Raw genomic sequence first — 19426 nt, 5'->3', positions numbered from 1 at the left:
TTATAAGTGGAATAATCCAGCGAAGTGGTAAAAAATGCACGGTGATTTCCTTGTGTGTATACACTCTATAGAAAAGTATAGTACAAGGTAACTCGATTTAAAGCGCCCAGCTTAAAGCGTCTTAATATTATTAATGTCAATAAGTTTGGGGGGAAAGGGCAAAGACGGTGGGGGAACCGATCTTTTGCCCTACATAGGTATTGTTTGTTATATTAGGGCCTCACACAATAACGAAATTGGGTGAATAGTTGTCACATTTGTGTTCTCTTCTATTTGCCATTTACACGTTTCACAGTCAGTAATGGCATAATCGGGGGCGGCGGCTTTAATTTGGTCAAAGATATTTTTACCAATAGCGATAGAGGTATCGTAATTCTCAGTTTTAAAACCGTAAGTTCCAGCTAAACCACAGCATTCACTGTCTAGTACTTGCACTTCCAAACCGGGGATAGCACGCAGCAATTCGATAGTGTAGATATTGCCACCACTCCGTTCTAAATGACAAGGCGTATGGTAGACAATCTTCTTATTTAAGGGTTTCATTTTAGGCCCATGACCATTCATTATTTCTTTTAGTATGAAGCGTGTAACGTATTCTATTTTTTTCGCTACTTTGCTGTTATCGACATCTAATACGTGTGGATATTCTTGTTGTAAGGTGAATGAACAGGTAGAAGAGGTTGATAAAATCGGCACATCTCTACGTTCAATTGCAGCTTCTAAATTAGCAACATTAAACTCGGCGTTTTTTTGTGCTTTTTTATGAAAGCCATTAGCAATTAATGGAACACCACAACATTTTTCTTTATCTAATAACTGCACGCCAATATGCATGTTGTTCATGACACGGATAAAGTCTTTACCTAGTTGTGGATGATTATAATTAACAAAACAGCCGTGAAAATAATGGACTTGTTGTTGGTAGATTGACTGATCAGACACTTCTTTTTTATACCAACGGCGGAAAGTACCATGAGAGTATTTTGGTAATGATTTATGGTCATGGACGCCAATGGTTTTATGCATCACTTTTTTAACTAAGGGTACGCTCGTAACAGCGTTTACAATAGGGGCAACAGGTGTTGCTACTGAGCCAAATAGATCAGTATGACTTAATACAAAATCACGAATGCCTTTCATGTTATAAGCGGGTTTTCCGTGTTTACCACGAGCGACCGCGATCATGTCACCAATTTTAACTCCTGACGGACAAGCCGTTTCACAGCGCTTGCAGTTGGTGCAGAGTTTTAAGGTTTCATCATAATATTCTGGGCTTTTAAAGCGTAAACGCTCACCATCAGGTCCACATTGTTTTGGACCAGGATAATCAGGGTTCTCTTTAGCTACTGGACAATACACGGTACATACGGTGCATTTTAAACACTGATCAAAACTCGTATTTGCTGGAGCTCTGAAGATTAAGTTATTTTTTGCAAAGCGATCTTTGAGTAAATCGCCTTTTAGTAGATTTGAATTGAATAATGGGCTGCTCATAATGCGACCTCTTGTTGTTTTTCTGTTTGGTTGGCGGATAAAAAGTCAGGTTTGATCTGCTTGATTATTGATTCTGCAGCATGAAAGCCAGTACTAATTGCAACGCCACTGCCGCTGCCTTCTAATACAGGGTTATAACCAGATAAGATGGCTCCTGCACAGTAGAAGTTATCAATAATATGACCTGATTTTATCGCTTGTAGTTGTGGTGTTGTTTTTACACCCATGCTTAAAAATGGGTGAGATTGTGGACTAAAAAAAGCAGAGCTGTACCAATCTGTACGAGAAGCTGTTTGATCCATATCTAAGCCAAAAATAGGTTCTTCCATTGAATCTGCACTTGCTTTTAAGCCTTGGCTAAAGAAACTGCCAGTGGCTAGTACAAACTGCTTTGCTTGCAGTGGAAAGTCACCATGATTTTTAGTGAAAATTCGGTTTAATCTGTAGTGCGAATGTTCAGGATCTTCTTTATCAACATACGAAAACTCACCCTGAATAACGTGGTCTCCATTGAGTAGGGTTCCACCTTGTTCAATGAAAGCGTGTTTCATGGTTTCTTCTAATCGAATACCCAATAATGATGGTGGCATAGTTGGAACTTCACACAAGGTCAATTGAGTTAACGCTTCAATCTCCTTTAAAAGCCCCAAACCTTTGCCATTACCAAAAATAGCCGGAATTACGACAAGATCGCCGGGATTGGCGTGCTGCTGTAGAGCATGTGCAAACTCTTGCAAGTTCGCTCGTTTTGCTAATAATCGAGAAAGATCAATGGATCGTAATTCACAATGATTACGTTGAATGTCATTAAAAGCAGACAAAGAGACGCTTGCTGTAGAAATTTCAACATCAGATAATTGAATGATTTGCTTTAGGTTATCTTGCGCTAACTTTGGTTGAAAATCACGAAAGCCATCCACTGTAATCAATACGATTTTTTGAACAGTATTGCTTTCTAATGCCATCGGGAATTGATGAACAAAAGGTTGCGATAACCATGTTGATTTCATTGTGCCTAGTGGTGTTAATCGATAATGATTACGTCCGTTTGTTTGAGAGGTTAGTGGAACACCAATACTAGATAGCGTCGCTTGGTACCAATCAATAGCACGGTTTACCGTTTCTTTTCCTAATGTGGCATAAGGGTGTTCAGGATAATGAGTCGAAAACCCATCAATCGCCGTCATTGGATCGATAACATGTGTACCATCAGGCGTTTTTGCTAATACATCAACAGAACCCGATGAGAAGTGAAGCGCACTTTGACCAGAAGCGATAACGGCTGTTTTTAATCCCGCTTCTAAGCAGCGTAGAGCACAACTTAAGCCTGCCATGCCGCCGCCAATGATAATGGTATCGAAATTCATAATGTTGCCTCTTGTTCTTTTTGCTGTTCTGACGTTATAGCTGCATCTACGCTGGTGCTAGCGGTAGGTATATCGCTTGCACCAAATAAGCCTTCATAAATCCAATAGCTAAATTCAGCCTCACGTAATGCATCTCCCCAGAAAACGGGTTTGATACCTTTCCAGCGTTCTTCTAAAAAGTGAGTCAATAATTGGCTTGATTGATTGCCAGAGACTTGTCCACATTCTTCAAATAGCCCAGCAGCGCGGTAAGTACATAGTTCACCTTGGCAAGGCCCCATACCTAAACGAGTACGACGACGTAGATCGACTAAGTTGTGTACATCTAATTGATTGATGGCGTAGTTAATTTCACCTTGAGTTACCATTTCACATTCACAAATTACCGCTTGATCTTTGGCATTATCAGTTAAGAAGCGTTGTGCTCGCTCACCATGGCGATATACCGCACTTTGATAAACGGGTTTTGCTAAGCTCGCGGTTTTTTTCGCGGCAATAGAAGCACTGTTTGAACCTGGGAGTGGACGGCTATGTGTTGTGCATTGTTGGGAGTTATTCAATTTTTTAGCCACAAGATCGGTGGTCATTTCTGCCATCAAACGAGAGGTCATTAACTTGCCTCCCGTAATAGTAGTAAACCCGTTTAGCCCGTCTTTTTCTCCATGGTCAAGCAAGACAATACCGCGGCTGATATTACGGCCTGAGCCATCATCATCAACAGCAACTAATGGACGCACACCCGCATAAGCACGAAGGACACGAGTATTTGCCATGATAGGTGCGAGTTTTGCCCCTTCACTTAATAGAATATCCACTTCTTTAGCACTGACATGAAGATCATCAATTTTATCGTAATCAATATGTTCAGAGGTTGTTCCTATCAATGAAATAGTGTCACCCGGTACTAAAATGTCGGCATCAGAAGGTTTACGGCAACGGTTTATTACTAAGTTATTAATACGATAATCTAAGATAAGTAATGAGCCTTTGGCTGGGAACATTTTGATACTTAAATCAGCGTATTCACAGATATTTTGTCCCCAAATACCTGCGGCATTTATGACTTCCGATGCGAATATTTCAATTTTTTGATTGGTTCTAACATTAATGCAATTCACCCCAAGGACGGTATCTTGATGGCGAATAAGCGAGGTAACATGAGTGTGAGTGAGTAAACGCGCACCATTTTCTTTCGCATCGAGCACATTTGCCGCACATAAGCGAAAAGGATCGAGAGTGCCATCGGGTACTTGAACTGCACCAATAAGATTAGGGTTTACATTAGGTTCTAATAATAAGGCTTCTTTAGGGGTGAGTTGTTTTGCTTCAATACCAGCAACTTGGCATGACTCAATAAACTGTTTTTGGAAATCTAAGTCGTCATCAGGAAGAGAGATAAACAGGCCTTGTGTATCTTCAACACAATGCTTTGCGATGTTTTTTAATATTTTATTCTCATGAATGCATTCTTTAGCAGATTCGTTATCCGTAACGGCATAGCGAGCCCCAGAGTGAAGTAAGCCATGATTTCGGCCTGTGGTTCCAGAAGCTAAATCGTCTTTTTCAATTAAAATGCAATCGATACCGCGCAGAGCACAGTCACGCATGATCCCCGTGCCTGTCGCACCACCTCCGATGATGATCACTGACGTTTCTAATCGAGACGTTTTATCCATAATTCACTCTCTTTTTACCACTTATGATGTATGGAACTATGATGATATTTATCTTCTGCACTTTCTTTGATTTAGCGCAACTATGTTCGTTCGCGCATTCGTATAATTTTCGTTTTGGTATATAAGTCACATGAATCTCATTAAACGAAGGTGGATTTAGGGATTTAACGTGATGGTAAAGAGGATGATTTGCGCGTTTTCGAATGGAAGGTGAGTGGATTTGAGAGTCACATCAAATTTTATAAAGAACAGATGATATAATCGGGATAATTAGTAATAAATCTAGGGTACTGAATGATGAAAATAACTATAGATAACCAAACATTCACTATCGATGAAGAGTTAACACTGTTAGCAGCTGCAAAGGAATGCAATGTCGAGATCCCGTCACTGTGTGGAAACAACATTAATGGCGAAAAAATACCATGTGATCTGTGTGTTGTAGAAGTTGATGGTCAAGGAATTCAACGCGCTTGTGAAACTCAAGCCGTTGATGGTATGCAAGTGATCACTTCGTCTGAAGCGTTAGCAAAACGTCGTCAAAGTGCATTAAATAAAATTCTTTCTGATCATTACGCAGATTGCGAAGCGCCGTGCCAAACTGCGTGCCCAGCTGGCGTGGATATACAATCATATCTGTACCATATTTCGCAAAATGATCATCAAAAAGCCATTGAAGTCATCAAACGAACATTACCAATGCCATTGTCGATTGGCCGTGTCTGTCCTGCTTTTTGTGAAACAGAGTGTCGTCGTGGCTTGGTTGATGAGCCATTGGCTATTCGTCAACTTAAACGTCACGCCGCAGATGTGGATCTGCATGCTCAAGAATCTTACGTTCCACCGAAAAAAACAGATAAAGGTAAATCCATTGCTGTAATTGGCAGCGGCCCTGGTGGATTAACCTGTGGCTATTACCTAACCAATGAGGGTTACAGCGTAACGGTGTTTGAGTCGATGCCTAAAGCGGGCGGTTGGCTACGTTATGGTATTCCTGAATATCGTTTACCAAAATCAATTTTAGATAAAGAAATCGAATTGATGTGTCGTAATGGTATGGACATTCAAACCTCTGTGAAATTAGGCGAGGATTTCTCATTAACACAGTTAAGTGATGAGTATGACGCAGTCTGTTTGGCGGTCGGTGCTTCAAAAGCCGTTGAAATGCATTATCAAGGCAGTGAGCTTGGTGGTTGCTACTTAGGTGTTGATTACTTAAAAGATTACGTAACAGAATCTAAATTAACGACAGGCAAAAAAGTAGCGGTAATTGGTGGGGGTAACACTGCGATTGACTGTGCTCGTACTGCGGTGCGTGATGGTGCAGATACTACACTTATTTATCGTCGTACTCGTGAAGAAATGCCAGCTGAAGATTATGAAGTGGTTGAAGCTGAACATGAAGGCGTTAAATTCCATTTCTTAACTAACCCTGTTGAGAATATTGCGGATTCAGAAGGTCGTGTTACCCAAGTTCGTTTAGAAAAAATGGCATTGGGTGAACCGGATGCATCTGGTCGCCGCAGCCCTAAAGCAACGGGTGAATTCTTTATTGAAGAGTTTGATACTGTAATTTCAGCAGTCTCTCAAAAACCAGATTTAAGCTTTTTAGAGAACGATACGATTGATTTGCCACTGACTCGTTGGAATACGGCTGATTCGAATAGCCTAACCATGCACAGTGGTGTGAAAAACATTTTTAGTATTGGTGATTTTCGTCGTGGTCCTGCAACGGCTATTGAAGCGGTTGCTGATGGGCGTATTGCTGCAGAAGCGATTGATCGTTTCTTTAGTGGTGATATGGAGAAAATTCCAACTAAACCGTTTAATTCTCAAAAAGAGAAAAAAACCAAGCAGGTAGATCCTAAATACTTCGAGCACATTCAAAAAGCGATGCGCGTTATTATGCCAGAGTTAACCGCAGAGCAACGTGAACAAAGCTTTGATGAAGTTGAAACGGGTTTTGATAATTTAGATGCAATACGTGAAGCGGAACGTTGTTTAGAGTGTGCATGTCAGGCGAACACTAATTGTGGTTTGCGTGATTATGCGACGGAATACAAAGCCGATGAAACAGACTTAACTAACGAAAGTAAGCAAAAGTTTGCTATTGATACTAGCTCTGAATTCATTGTGTTTGATGCGAACCGTTGTATCAGCTGTGGTCAGTGTGTTGAAGCGTGTAACGAGAAGGGCGTGCATGGTGTATTAAGCTTCATGAAAAATGAAGACGGAACCAATGCCTCTCGCCCTGAATGTCGTGCAGGGTTTGAACACGGTTATGACATGGGCAATTCTAACTGCGTGCAATGTGGTGCGTGTGTTCAAGCGTGTCCTGTTGGTGCATTGGTTGATTCCCGGGATAAATCTCAAGGCCGAATCGAAATTTTAAAACCGGTTGATACCATTTGTACATACTGCGGTGTGGGTTGTAAGTTAACTATGATGGTTGATGAATCGACAAACAAAATTAAATATGTTCAAGGTGCGAAATCATCTCCTGTGAACGAAGGTATGCTGTGTGTTAAAGGCCGTTTTGGTTTTGATTTTGTCAGCAGTGATGAACGTTTAAAAACACCGTTAATTCGTAAAAATGGTGAGTTAGTTCCTGCAAGTTGGGAAGAGGCGATCACATTAGTTGCTGATAAATTCAGTGCCATTAAGTCTCAACATGGCGGCAATGCATTAGCGGGTTTCTCTTCTGCAAAAACCACCAATGAAGATAACTACGCGTTCCAAAAATTGGTGCGTCGTGAGTTTGAAACCAATAACCTCGACCATTGTGCGCGTTTATGTCACTCAACTACGGTAACGGGCTTAGAAGCGTCTATCGGCAGTGGTGCAATGACCAATGATATTCCAAGTATCAAGCATTCAGATCTGATCTTTATTATTGGTTCTGACACCACATCTGCTCATCCGATAATTGCTTCTCATATCAAGCAAGCTATTCGTCATCACGGTGCTCGTTTGATTGTTGCGGATCCAAAACAAGTAGATATCTCTGATCATGCAGAACTGTATGTAGCGCAACGTCCGGGTACGGATGTGATGTTACTTAACGGTATTATGCAGCAGATTATTAAGAATAACTGGCACGATCAAGCGTACATTTCTGAACGAGTTGAAGGCTTTGATGAGCTGAAAGCAGAAGTAATGTCAGAGACGTATTCACCTGAGAAAATTGAGCTAATCACAGGCGTAAAAGCACAAGATGTGATTGAAATGGCACGTTATATTGGTACAGCCAAGCGTACTGCTATTTACTATTCAATGGGTATTACGCAGCATACGACAGGGCATGACAACGTTCGCTCTATTGCGAACTTACAAATGTTGTGTGGCAACATTGGTATTGAAGGGGGGGGGATTAATCCACTTCGTGGCCAATCAAACGTACAAGGTGCGTGTGATATGGGCGCATTACCGACGGATTTCCCGGGTTACCAAAAAGTCGAGAATCCTGCGGTTTACGAGAAGTTCGTAAAAGCGTGGAATAAGCCAGACTTACCAAATAAGAAAGGCTTAACACTAACGGAAATCATAGATGCGGCGTGCCATGAGCAAGTAAAAGGTTTATTCGTCATGGGCGAGAACCCAGTGTTGAGTGACCCTGATCAAGCTCATGTAATTCATGGTTTAGAGACGCTAGATTTCTTAGTTGTACAAGATATCTTTATGACGGAAACCGCGGCTTATGCTGATGTTATTCTGCCATCGTGTTCGTTTGCAGAAAAAGCGGGTCACTTTACTAATACTGAGCGCCGTGTTCAGCGTATTTCTCCTGCAGTTAATCCTCCGGGTGAAGCGAAAGAAGATTGGTGGATAATCCAAGAAATTGCCAATGCAATGGGCGGCGAGTGGAACTACCAATCGGTTGAGGACATTACTGAAGAGATCACTCAAGTGACACCTCAGTACCAAGGTATGCATTGGGATGCGATTGGTAAAAATGGACTTCAATGGCCATGTAATGACGCGAATCCGCAAGGCACTCGCATTATGCATAATCAGCAATTCTTACGTGGTAAAGGTCAAATGGCAGCGGTTCCATTTAGATATGCGGCTGAGTTGCCTGATGAAGAGTATCCATTAGTGCTCACAACGGGTCGCTTATTGGAGCAGTACCATACAGGTACCATGACACGTAAAACTAAAGGGTTGAACAACCTTGCTGGTCCGCGCGCCATGATGAGTGTGGCAGATGCTGAGCGTTTAGGTATCTCAAACAGTGAGATGGTTCGAGTATCAACACGCCGTGGCACGATTGAAGCGCCTGCATTTGTGACTAAGCGTATGCAAGAAGGCGTGATATTTGTACCGTTCCATTTTGTGGAAGCGGCAGCGAATAAACTGACCACAACAGCGCTTGATCCTCATGCGAAGATCCCTGAGTTTAAAGTGGCAGCGGTGAAGGTTGAGAAGATCGTAGTACCAGAAATGTGTGAATAATCATTATACGTTAAAATAAAAAATGCCCGATGGTTATACAATCATCGGGCGTTTTTGTTTGTGACTTTTTTTTGAACAGAGTTAAATTACTTATTATTCAGCGCGTTTAACTCTGCAATTTTCACAATTACATCAACGGCTTGTTTCATGCCATTAATGGTAATGAATTCATGAATACCGTGGAAGTTATAACCACCCGTAAAGATATTAGGGCAAGGTAAACCCATAAAAGATAAACGAGCACCATCAGTCCCGCCTCGGATTGGTTTAATATCAGGTTGAATGTCACAAGCGGTCATTGCTTGTTTTGCTAATTCGATGACGTGTGGATGAGGTTCTACCATTTCACGCATATTGAAGTAGCTGTCGGTTAAGATTAATTCAACACGACCTTTCTCTAATTTTGCATTTAACTCATCTACTTTTTGCTGCATAAAGGCTTTACGCTCAGCCATGCCTTCACGGCTAAAGTCACGAACAATATAACCAAGCTCAGTTTTTGCTACGCCGCTTTCCATTGATTTTAAATGATAGAAACCTTCGTAGCCTTCAGTGCCTTCTGGGGTTTCATTTGCTGGCATCATCATTTGAAATTGAGCCGCGATATTCATCGAGTTAATCATTTTACCTTTAGCTGTGCCCGGATGAACGTTTACACCGTGGCAAATAACATCTGCACTGGTAGCGTTAAAGTTTTCATATTCTAATTCACCCACAGGGCCACCATCGATAGTATACGCCCACTTAGCATTGAATTTTTCAACGTCAAATAGGTCTGCGCCACGGCCAATTTCTTCATCTGGAGTAAAGCCAATACAGATATCACCGTGTGGAATTTTTGGATTGGCTTTTAGTACCGCAATGGCCGTTAAAATTTCGGCAATACCGGCTTTATTATCTGCACCAAGTAGAGTCGTTCCATCTGTAGTGATGAGATCATGACCGATAAGGTTTTTTAAATCAGGAAATTGAGCTGGGTTTAACTCTTCGCCACTGGTGCCAAGGGTAATAATGTCGCCTTGATAGTTTTCTATAAGTTGAGGTTTAACATTCTCACCGGATGCATCTGGAGCGGTGTCCATATGAGCAATAAAGCCAATTGCAGGGACAGTGTAGTCGACGTTCGAAGGCAAACGAGCCATGACATAGCCATTCTCATCTAAAGATACATCAGAGAGTCCAAGCTCAGTTAACTCAGCAATTAATTGTTTAGCTAAGTTGAATTGCTTTTCGGTACTAGGGCACTGAGATGCTGAAGGATTTGATTGAGTATCGATACTCACATAAGAAAGAAAGCGTTTTACAAGGTTTTTCATGATAGTCACTCTATGTAATTCAAAAGAAGGCAAAGAATGAGTATGGATCAAAAAAGGAGATGAAAAATTGCGATGGGTCATGAAAAGGAAGTGCAGATAGCGCATATTTTATAGATATGCGCTAAATGGAATAGGGTATTTACTTGTTTTCTTTCGCTTTTAAAATAAAGCCAAACTGCTCAATCAAATTACTGATTGATTTAAAAAGCATGGTACGTTCAGATTTTGAATACTTTGAAAGTTCTTGGTGAAATCCTATGACATCATTCATAGTTACACCTAACCAATCAGGAATATTATCACTACCAGAAATTATCCAGCCGATCTCTTTTCGTAGAATAAAGCTTAACGGGATAAGCTTTGATATATGTGGACTAGAAAGCCCACTTGTCCAGTTGATCACCGTTCTGGTTGATACATCACACGCCGTAGCAATTTGAGTGTTCGAAAGCCCTAACTCAGCTTTTCTTAGCTCGATCCGTCGAGAAATGCTTTCCATAGAGGTGTTTTCATCTAACACAATAGACCTCGGAAATATTGATTTTATAATATAAAGAAATGAGGTTGTCATTTATTACGAAATAAATTTTCTCTTTGCTTTTAAGGAGAATGAAATAAACTTCATAGCCTAAATATAATTAAAGAAATGGGTAAAATATTTTTCACCATGATATTTGTTAATTACATTTAAATAATCGTGACGCTGTCAATTTTCTTATTTTAATATGAACATGTTCATTATAATTAACCACAATAAATGGAACGCAGTTAACAATAAATATAATTAGCCAAATTATTATTACTGTTACTCGCTATCTTTTTGATTTAAAACAAATAAAGATAATTTTATAGATTAATTGGTTGCATAGTAATCACATTAATACTGTAATGCAAATGGTTTGTAGGGAAAAAGGTTCTTTATTTTTTTTAAATAATTTAAGAAGGATAGTATGTTTTAAAATGTGAATGGAAAAGGTCATTTAAGTTGGTTTCTTCTTTTTCTATTAATATACTTGTTAGTGATAAATAACTGTGTTTATATAGCTTTAGTTACTATTTATTAGTTGATATTTAAATTTATAACAGTCGATTAGGAAGATAAATGGCAGTTGAACGACATATACAAGCATCTGTAACTTTTGAAACCTTACCCTCAGATATTTATTTATTATTTGATGCATTTCGTTCAAACACTGAAACTCGTTCGCACTCTCATTCATGGGGACAGCTGCAAATTATAAGTGGGGGTATTTTAGAGTTAAAAGCGGAAGGTCATCGTTTTTTAGCGCCTTCGCATTTTGCTATTTGGGTTCCTGCTGGTGTTCAGCACCAAAGTTATAACCGAAAACCTATTGCTTATTGTTCTGTAAATATTATTCCTGATTTAGCAAAGGAATTACCTTCTCATACGTGTTTATTAGAAGTCGGTCCCTTAGTTGAAGCTCTTATTGCAGAGTTGCGCGAGCAGGGTATACAGCAGCCAGAAAATGAACAGGAAGAGAGATTGATCCGAGTTTTATTTGATCAGCTGCTAGTTGCTAAACAGAGTGAGCGCTTTTTACCTACATCTAAAGATAAATTATTAAAACCAATATTAGAAACCTTAGAAGCAAACCCAGCTGATGAAACCTCTTTAGCTGAATGGGCTGCTCGTAATCATACGACAGAAAGAACACTAGCACGTCATTGCCAAAATGAATTAGGGATGAGTTTTACTGAATGGCGATTAAGGATCCGCTATCTTTATTCATTAGAGTTACTACGTAAAAAAATGTCAATTAAAGAAATTGCATTCAGTTTAGGTTACAACCAAACGAGTCCTTTTATTACTATGTTTAAACGTTATGCTGATTGCACTCCAGAACAATATAAATTGAAGCATTCGATTTAAATTAAAGAGCAGTGTTATCGTTCATCATTTTTTGCTGCAAATTTAAAGGCGTAGTAGACAATCGCTATCATGCTTAATGGAGTGATGGCAGCAACATATTCTAGCCAACTAGCCTCAGAGAATAAACTACTTAAGATAAAATGACCTATAATTGAAAGGAAAACACACAAAAGAGCAATAGGGATAAGTTTAAGTTCTGATGACATTGGTGTTTCTTCACGGTAAATTAAAGTATAAGAATTTTAACATAAAATACAAAGGTACTCTTGATGGAGAACAATGTCATAGAAAAAGAATGGATTAATTATTTACTCTCAAAACCCTGCAGCGATGATTCATTTCCTTTTGGCCCTGAAGCTCATGTGTTTAAAGTTTTTAATAAAATGTTTGCGTTGATAGGATACCGAGATGGGCAGCTGACTATTACGCTTAAAGCAAAACCGGAAGATGTTACTTTCCTGACTGAAGAATTTAAAGAAATAGAACGTGGTTATCACATGAGTAAGAAGCATTGGATTACAGTAAAGTGCTCAGAAGATATTACGATAAGCATGATAGAGTCATGGGTAGATAATTCTTATGATTTGGTTATTTCAAAACTTACTAAAGTTCAAAAAATGAAAGTTAAAGAATAGTCATATAGAAATTAGAATCGACTAGCATTCTGTCAGTTTGTTTTTAGATGATACTATTGATAAGCATAATTATATATCTGTTTTGGTAATACAAATAGATGGAGGTTGGTAGAAGATAATTATGAGAGTTAGATTATTTTTAACTAAAAAAGTGGTGTTATTAACTATTGCTATTTGTTGTATTGTCGTTATCTGGATTGTAGAAGAGCTTCATTCGAAGCAACAGAACTTTTTACTGAACCTAGATTTAAATAAATTTAAAAGTATAAATGATACATATGGTCATGCTGCTGGCGATGAAGTACTAAAAGAAGTCGCCAAGCGTGTTGTGGCTGTGCTAAGAAGCAATGATATTATTGCTCGGATCGGTGGTGATGAATATTTAGTCTTACTACCTAGGATTAATCAAAAGAAAGACATTTATGATCTGATAACGAAAATTAAATCAGCAGTTAGTGATACCCCAATAGAGTTTAATGGGGTTCTTATTTGTGTTGATACAACGATAGGTTATAGTTTGTTTAATACAGAAATGAAATCGATTGATGAGTTACTGCATAAGGCGGATCGAAGTATGTATTTTTATAAACATCGGTAAGTTTATTGAAAATTAAGCCACCTTAATATGATGGCTTATTTATAAATTATAAACTAAAACAACAGGCTAGTTGATAATCATCTCCATTCTTTGCTGTGTATTCTTTATCTTCTCGATGTGCTTTATGGTGTGATTTTTCATCACGTTTTAATAGGCTAATCCAATGACGCATTGCGGCTAAACTGAAATCTTGACTAAAAGTAGTGCACGTCTCCATTTCAATATCTTCTATCGTTACTAACGTATTTTTCCCCGGTTCATGGTGACCAAAGATGATCTCAACATGGCTGCCGCTATTGTCTTTTAAAAGAATGGTATCAGGAGATGAGCGGTGACCGGTAAATGCTACAAACTTTCCTGGGTTACGTAAACCACTGCAACTGCCATCTTTAAAAAATACAACTAAATGATGATAATCCAGTAAGTAGTTGGTTACGTCTTGATGAGACCCTTTTGTTAAAGGGAAAAGTTGATCAAGTAAGTTTTTGATCTGATGTTGCTTTTCTTCAGTATGACCTGCATCCATGTTTTCCACGGCATAGACAGCTTCAGCCATAAACGGGGTTTCTTGTTGTGCGTTATTCGTGTTGTTTATATTTGTGATAGCCATAGTCTTGCCCTCGAATAAATAGTCCTAAAGTTATGCCGTTCTAGTCGACATTGGTAAGTAAGTCACACTGGTCAGAGTTGTTTACTTACTTGTATTGAAGCTTAGCGTAGTTTTGATTACAATTTCACAACAAAAACTTAACAGTGTGAATTTTACAAGATGCGCCAGTCAAAAAGTATAATTAGACAAAGTCATTTTCTTGGAACAAAAATTCGTAATCTGAGAAAACGCAATCACTTAACGATGGAAGATCTTTCTACGCGATGCATTCGTGTGGATCCTGAGAATTCACCGTCAGTCTCTTATCTATCAATGATAGAGAGGGGAAAGCGGGTTCCCAGCGCTGATATGTTAGAAGTTATCGCTACGGTATTTCAAAAAGAGTCATCGTGGTTTTTAGACAGTGAGCCAGAGTCTCAAGCCATTACACCTGATAAGGGTAGAAAGGGCGGTATTAGTGGTATGGCATTGGAACCGAGTTTTCTGTTCTCTAATGATATCCTTCAAATCGCGATCCCTGAAATGCTCAATCAGACAGGAGTGACAGGCCGCCAATTTGCTCATCTTCTTATTCGAGCTCACCAAGAAAACAACCAAAACCATTTCCCAGATCTAGAACGCGCAGCTGAAGAGGTTGGATTAAAACAACTGCCACTCAGTGTTGAGCAGATGATGGATATTGCCGCTAAACATGGTTTGATCTTTAAATGGGTAAAAGAAACACCTAAATCAGTCGTAGATGAATTTGGTGTTAATGGTAAAGAGTTATTAACTTCTTTCTTTGAACCGCCATGTACAGTTTATTTGAATGAGATCTTAAAGAATCATCCAACGCGATTAAAATATGATTTAGCCGTTTATATTGGACACTGTGTTTTACATAACAAAGAAGGGTTAAAGAGCTCATTATCTGTGGGTAGCCATCGTGTGTTTGATGATGAGATCCATCACACAGATAGCTCTCTTAATGCTCAAGATATTTTAAATGCGTGGCGTGATTTTGAATCCAGTTTCTTTGCTGGTGCGCTATTGTGTCCACGAGTACCGTTTAGGCAATTGCTTGATAGACATGGCTATGAGATAGACGCACATCGCTTGGCTGGTGTTTCTCCTTCTGTGGCGATGAGGCGTATGACTGTCGTTTCTCCTTACCCCCATTGGCACTATTTTGATGCGTATGCTCCGGGAAAGCTTAAAGCTGTGTATCGGGGAAATGGTATTCCTTTGCCTTGGGGAAATATGAAACAAGTGAATGATCCTTGTCACCATTGGGCGGTGTTTAGACGGTTATCAGAGCCTAAAGAGGGAAGTTCGGCGCAAATATCCATTCTAAACGTGGGTAATGAGCCGAGAATATATTGCTGTGAATCAATTAACATGACAGATCCCGCGGGGAATAATAGAGTGTTGTGTGCGGGGATAGATTTAAACCCTGCGATTGAGGCACAAGGTAAAGATGCGGTGTCATTAGCTCGTGATCTACAAAAAGCGTGTGTGAAAAATGGCGGTGAAAGCCCAATAGCGAAAGGAATAAAAAGAGAACTAATTAGTGTCGCTAAGATATTGAACATTAATTGGATTGAGCGTGGGTTGGAAACCGATGCTCGGGTAATTTGTTCTCGTGGTGCTGTATGTCCGAGAAAGCCGAGTTGCTATTCTGAATGCAAAGAATAAAATTTGTTTAATTGCAAAGAAAAATGCCTTAGTCAGTAATGAGTAGGGCATTTTTATGTGTAAAAACTTGGGTTATTAATTCGAGTGACTACTCATCCAGATCATCAGCATAACCTTTTGGTGGTGGCGTCCACGCACGTTCTGATTGGTTGTGTTTATCAGAATGATCTTTACTCATTGCATGTTTGATCGTACTTTCAAGCTCAATGAAAAGTTTGCGATAGTTATTATCAAATCGTTTACCCTCTGAATCGTCTAACCATGCTTGGTACAATTTATCAGAGCTTTCGTTTTCTACCTTTTTATACGCTAATTTTTGCTGTTCAACATGGAATGGGTGCTGGCCTAATCCACGCATAGCTTCTGCCCCCATCTCAAGAGCTGAACGAGTGGTCTCTGATTCAATAAAATCAGCACCTGCACAACGAAGCATATAAGAATGGCCTCTATCGTAAGCACGAGCGAGTATTTTTACTTTTGGATAAGTGTGTTTAATGTATTTAACTAGTTCAACACTGCTTTCTTGGTTATCGATAGCTACAACTAACATTGCTGCATGTTCGATTCCTGCGGTATGTAGTAGGTCTGGGCGCGTAGCATCACCAAAATAACTTTTGGTATTAATTTGGCGAAGTATATCTACTTGATCTGCTTGATGATCTAGAACTACTGTTTTTACATGGTTTGATACTAAGAAACGATTGACTACTTGGCCAAATCGGCCACCGCCGGCAATGATTACCGTGCCTTTTTCATCAATGTTGTCAGTTTCACGGTCATTCGATTTTTGTTGGAAACGAGGCAAAATCACTTTATCAAAAAGAATGAATAATCCCGGCGTAAAGAACATAGAAAGGGCAACAACTAATGATAATGGCTGTGCGACTTCTGGTGGTAATACATGGTTTTGAACCGTAAAACTTAACAGTACAAATCCGAACTCACCTGCTTGTGCCAAACTTAATGTGAATAACCAACGATTGCTGTTTTTGATCTTAAAAATTAAGGCCAAAACATATAGAACTGCGGCTTTTAGTGCCATTACCCCAATCGTTAAACCGATAATGGTGAAGAAGTCATCAAACAGAATACCAAAGTCGATCCCTGCACCCACAGTAATGAAAAACAGACCAAGCAATAGTCCTTTGAATGGGTCAATATTCGATTCGAGTTCGTGTCTGAATTCGGAGTTAGCTAATACTACGCCAGCTAAGAAAGTCCCAAGTGCAGGTGAAAGCCCCACTAAGCTCATAAGGGCAGCAATACCAATCACAAGCATTAATGCTGTTGCCGTAAATATTTCACGCAGTCCAGAGCTTGCAACAAAGCGAAACAGTGGGCGGCTAAGATAATGACCACCAACCACGACAAGCGCAATAGATGCGGTAATCACTAAGCCATAAGCCCAACCGGGTAGGCCTGCGACTAAGCTGATCTCATCATGGTGCTCTGCTGCGGTTGCTGCCGCTAATTGGGCTTTTTCAATTAACTCTGGTAATGCCAATAATGGAATGAACGCCAGCATCGGAATGACGGCAATATCTTGAAATAGAAGTACAGAAAAGGCATTTTGACCGCCTTCAGTTTTTGCTAGCCCTTTTTCATTAAAAGTTTGTAATACAATAGCGGTTGATGAGAGTGCGAAGATCAAACCAATGGTGAGGGCGATAGTCCAAGGCTGACCAAAGAACAGAGCAATACCCATGACAATAGCTGTTGTACCACCTACTTGTAAACCCCCTAATCCCATTAAGCGATTACGCATTCCCCATAGCATTTTGGGTTCGAGCTCAAGACCAACAAGAAACAACATCATTACTACGCCAAACTCAGCAAAGTGTTGAATGGTTGTTGTTTCTTCACCCACTAAACCTATGATAGGGCCAATAACTACCCCTGCAATTAAATAGCCAAGTACAGAGCCAAGACCAAGGCGTTTGGCGATAGGAACGGCAATCACAGCGGCAAAGAGATAGATAAAAGCTTGTAAAAAATATCCCGTCATAATGCGTTAATCCTTAATAAATTTATCGAATGAGTGGTTTAGCTTAGGTAACGTTTTTGCCACTGAAATATCGACGCGATCATCAATTAACGCAGAAAGTAAGTTTTTAAATCGCTCTGTGTGTCTTTCTACACGCTGATCTTCCAATGCAGTTCGAGCACCAAAGAGCACTAATGGAGCGATGTATTCCATATTGGTTAAAGAGGCCATTTGTTCAAGAGGGTGCAGAAGTTCGCGAATGGTAAACTGGTTATAACCATTGGTTTGATAAGCTTCTTCTTTACCACCAGCAGTAATAGCAGATAGAAAGATTTTTCCTTCTAATGATTTACCTTCGGTACCGTAAGCAAACCCATATTCAAGTACCATGTCTTGCCATTCTTTTAAAATAGCGGGGGTTGAATACCAGTAAAGTGGAAATTGAAAAATCACCACATCGTGTTCAAGTAGGCGCTGCTGCTCTTTATCAATATCGATATTAAATTTTGGGTAGTCATGATACAAATCAACCACAGTGACATGTTCGATTTTCTTTGCTGCTTTAATCAGTGATACATTCACTTCTGAACGATGTTGAGAAGGATGAGCAAATAAGATCAATACTTTCTTTGGTTGCTTTGTCATTAAAACCTCTTTGTTTTTACTAAGTTTATAAAGTAAATCTGGCATACTTTACAATCATAGCAATAAAATAGGCTTAATGGGTATGTGGAACTGATGAAAGATTTATGATCGCAATCCCGATACTAATAAACCGAATACCTAGCCAAATTTTACTGTCTAAATGTTGATGATAAAACGCACTTGAAATAAGAGTGACAGCAATAATGGCTAAACCTGCCCAAGAAACGTGCGCGATACCAACAGGTAATGTTTTCATTGCTTGGCTAAGAAAGTAAAAAGTCATCTCATTTTATTATTCCAATTTAAAGTCAAGGTGTCGTTAAGTTGGGAGAGTATAGCTATTTCATATTTGATGATAATAGACGAAATAAATAATTACTTTTGCATATTTGTAATAATAATAAGGGAAATGAAATGGTCGTGGTGGGCATAATAAATAAGCCCCTAAAGGTAGGTAATGCCAGTCAGTTAAGCGAACATCAATAAAAACAAGGGCTTCAGACGAATTTATTACAATCATTCTGGAGCCCTTGTTGTATCTATCTTTCACTCTCTTAACGGGTACTTTGCCATATCTATTAGACATTGAATAAATAGTGCATAATTACTCAATAAAGTGACTAACTGATCGGCATTACCTAAAGGTAGGGGCTTATAATTGAAACTGGATTAGAAGAAATTAATTGAACGACGCCCGCTTTCTGGGTCAATCGTTGTTGGAATTTCTGGTTTCTGTTTTTTCTTCTTTTCTTTTTTAGGCTTTGGTTCTGTGTACTCAGGTTCTACTGGAATAAATTGAGGTTTTTCTTCAACTTCTGGCAGCTCACCAACAGGAGTATCACAGATAACAACGTAATACTCTTCATTGAACTCAATAACATCACCATCGTACATTTTACGACGTTTACGTTGTTCTAATTCGCCGTTCACACTTACATAGCCTTCACTAATCATATGCTTAGCTTCACCGCCGCCATTCACAACATTAGCAATTTTTAATACTTTATAGAGTTCGATAGGTTGAACATTTACTTCAACGCCAATCGCTTCTACTTCAAATTCTTCTTGATCTGACATGTGGTTC

16 protein-coding genes are annotated in these 19426 nt (G+C 39.4%); 5 read left to right on the top strand and 11 right to left on the bottom strand.

Features of this window, described 5'->3' with window-relative positions; translation table 11 throughout:
• Positions 1-207: 207 nt before the first annotated feature.
• The 3 genes from glpC to glpA are packed head-to-tail and all read right to left on the bottom strand — an operon-like array spanning position 208 to position 4537.
• Positions 208-1494 carry an anaerobic glycerol-3-phosphate dehydrogenase subunit GlpC gene (gene glpC / locus BTO22_RS15510; protein WP_105056252.1) on the bottom strand — a complete coding sequence of 429 codons (1287 nt, stop codon included), beginning with the start codon at positions 1492-1494 and terminating at the stop codon, positions 208-210.
• Positions 1491-2861 carry a glycerol-3-phosphate dehydrogenase subunit GlpB gene (glpB, locus tag BTO22_RS15505; protein ID WP_105056251.1) on the bottom strand — a complete coding sequence of 457 codons (1371 nt, stop codon included), beginning with the start codon at positions 2859-2861 and terminating at the stop codon, positions 1491-1493. The genes glpC and glpB overlap by 4 nt, the downstream gene beginning before the upstream one ends.
• Positions 2858-4537, bottom strand: coding sequence for an anaerobic glycerol-3-phosphate dehydrogenase subunit A (gene glpA / locus BTO22_RS15500; protein WP_105056250.1), 1680 nt, complete (start codon positions 4535-4537; stop codon positions 2858-2860). Before glpA ends, glpB begins: the two co-directional genes overlap by 4 nt.
• Before the next feature lie 294 nt (positions 4538-4831).
• Here glpA and fdhF point away from each other — a divergent pair, with 294 nt between their 5' ends.
• On the top strand, positions 4832-8989 hold the full coding sequence (gene fdhF, locus BTO22_RS15495; protein ID WP_105056249.1) for a formate dehydrogenase subunit alpha: 4158 nt from the start codon (positions 4832-4834) through the stop codon (positions 8987-8989).
• Positions 8990-9075: 86 nt separating this feature from the next.
• Here fdhF and pepT read toward each other — a convergent pair whose 3' ends face one another.
• Entirely contained in the window at positions 9076-10305 is a 1230-nt protein-coding gene (pepT, locus tag BTO22_RS15490) for a peptidase T (protein ID WP_105056248.1), read from the bottom strand.
• Positions 10306-10444: 139 nt separating this feature from the next.
• A complete protein-coding gene (locus BTO22_RS15485; RefSeq protein WP_060992212.1) occupies positions 10445-10825 on the bottom strand; it encodes a helix-turn-helix domain-containing protein in 381 nt (126 codons plus the stop codon).
• 582 nt (positions 10826-11407) lie between these two features.
• Between BTO22_RS15485 and BTO22_RS15480 the strand changes: the two genes are divergently transcribed.
• On the top strand, positions 11408-12196 hold the full coding sequence (locus BTO22_RS15480; protein WP_105056247.1) for an AraC family transcriptional regulator: 789 nt from the start codon (positions 11408-11410) through the stop codon (positions 12194-12196).
• Positions 12197-12210: 14 nt separating this feature from the next.
• Here BTO22_RS15480 and BTO22_RS15475 read toward each other — a convergent pair whose 3' ends face one another.
• A complete protein-coding gene (locus BTO22_RS15475; protein ID WP_105056246.1) occupies positions 12211-12402 on the bottom strand; it encodes a hypothetical protein in 192 nt (63 codons plus the stop codon).
• A gap of 63 nt (positions 12403-12465) precedes the next feature.
• On the opposite strand from BTO22_RS15475, the gene BTO22_RS15470 reads away from it, so the two are divergent.
• Both BTO22_RS15470 and BTO22_RS15465 read left to right on the top strand, forming a co-directional pair.
• Positions 12466-12831 carry an MmcQ/YjbR family DNA-binding protein gene (locus BTO22_RS15470; RefSeq protein ID WP_105056245.1) on the top strand — a complete coding sequence of 122 codons (366 nt, stop codon included), beginning with the start codon at positions 12466-12468 and terminating at the stop codon, positions 12829-12831.
• A 121-nt stretch (positions 12832-12952) separates the two neighbouring features.
• The gene (locus BTO22_RS15465) at positions 12953-13429 is read left to right on the top strand and encodes a GGDEF domain-containing protein (protein WP_105056244.1); all 477 of its coding nucleotides are present in this window, start codon (positions 12953-12955) and stop codon (positions 13427-13429) included.
• Positions 13430-13475: 46 nt separating this feature from the next.
• Here the strand turns inward: BTO22_RS15465 and BTO22_RS15460 are convergent, their stop codons facing one another.
• On the bottom strand, positions 13476-14039 hold the full coding sequence (locus BTO22_RS15460; protein ID WP_060992217.1) for a malate synthase: 564 nt from the start codon (positions 14037-14039) through the stop codon (positions 13476-13478).
• 159 nt (positions 14040-14198) lie between these two features.
• On the opposite strand from BTO22_RS15460, the gene BTO22_RS15455 reads away from it, so the two are divergent.
• A complete protein-coding gene (locus BTO22_RS15455; protein WP_105056243.1) occupies positions 14199-15713 on the top strand; it encodes a DUF3612 domain-containing protein in 1515 nt (504 codons plus the stop codon).
• Between the two features lie 88 nt (positions 15714-15801).
• On the opposite strand, the gene BTO22_RS15450 is transcribed toward BTO22_RS15455, so the two are convergent.
• From BTO22_RS15450 to BTO22_RS15435, 4 genes are all read right to left on the bottom strand, one after another.
• Entirely contained in the window at positions 15802-17718 is a 1917-nt protein-coding gene (locus BTO22_RS15450) for a monovalent cation:proton antiporter-2 (CPA2) family protein (RefSeq protein WP_105056242.1), read from the bottom strand.
• A gap of 6 nt (positions 17719-17724) precedes the next feature.
• Positions 17725-18342: an NAD(P)H-dependent oxidoreductase gene (locus BTO22_RS15445; protein ID WP_105056578.1), complete on the bottom strand. Its 618-nt coding sequence runs from the start codon at positions 18340-18342 to the stop codon at positions 17725-17727.
• A gap of 73 nt (positions 18343-18415) precedes the next feature.
• Complete coding sequence (locus BTO22_RS15440; protein WP_258132618.1) at positions 18416-18625, bottom strand: DMT family transporter; 210 nt, start codon at positions 18623-18625, stop codon at positions 18416-18418.
• Positions 18626-19011: 386 nt separating this feature from the next.
• Positions 19012-19419 (bottom strand): RNA-binding S4 domain-containing protein, encoded by a 408-nt coding sequence (locus BTO22_RS15435; RefSeq protein WP_105056241.1) that lies wholly within the window; start codon positions 19417-19419, stop codon positions 19012-19014.
• Positions 19420-19426 lie beyond the last annotated feature (7 nt).

This window comes from Aliivibrio sifiae (assembly GCF_002954705.1).
Lineage (GTDB): Bacteria > Pseudomonadota > Gammaproteobacteria > Enterobacterales > Vibrionaceae > Aliivibrio > Aliivibrio sifiae_A.
This window is presented reverse-complemented; position numbering and strand designations above follow the sequence as displayed.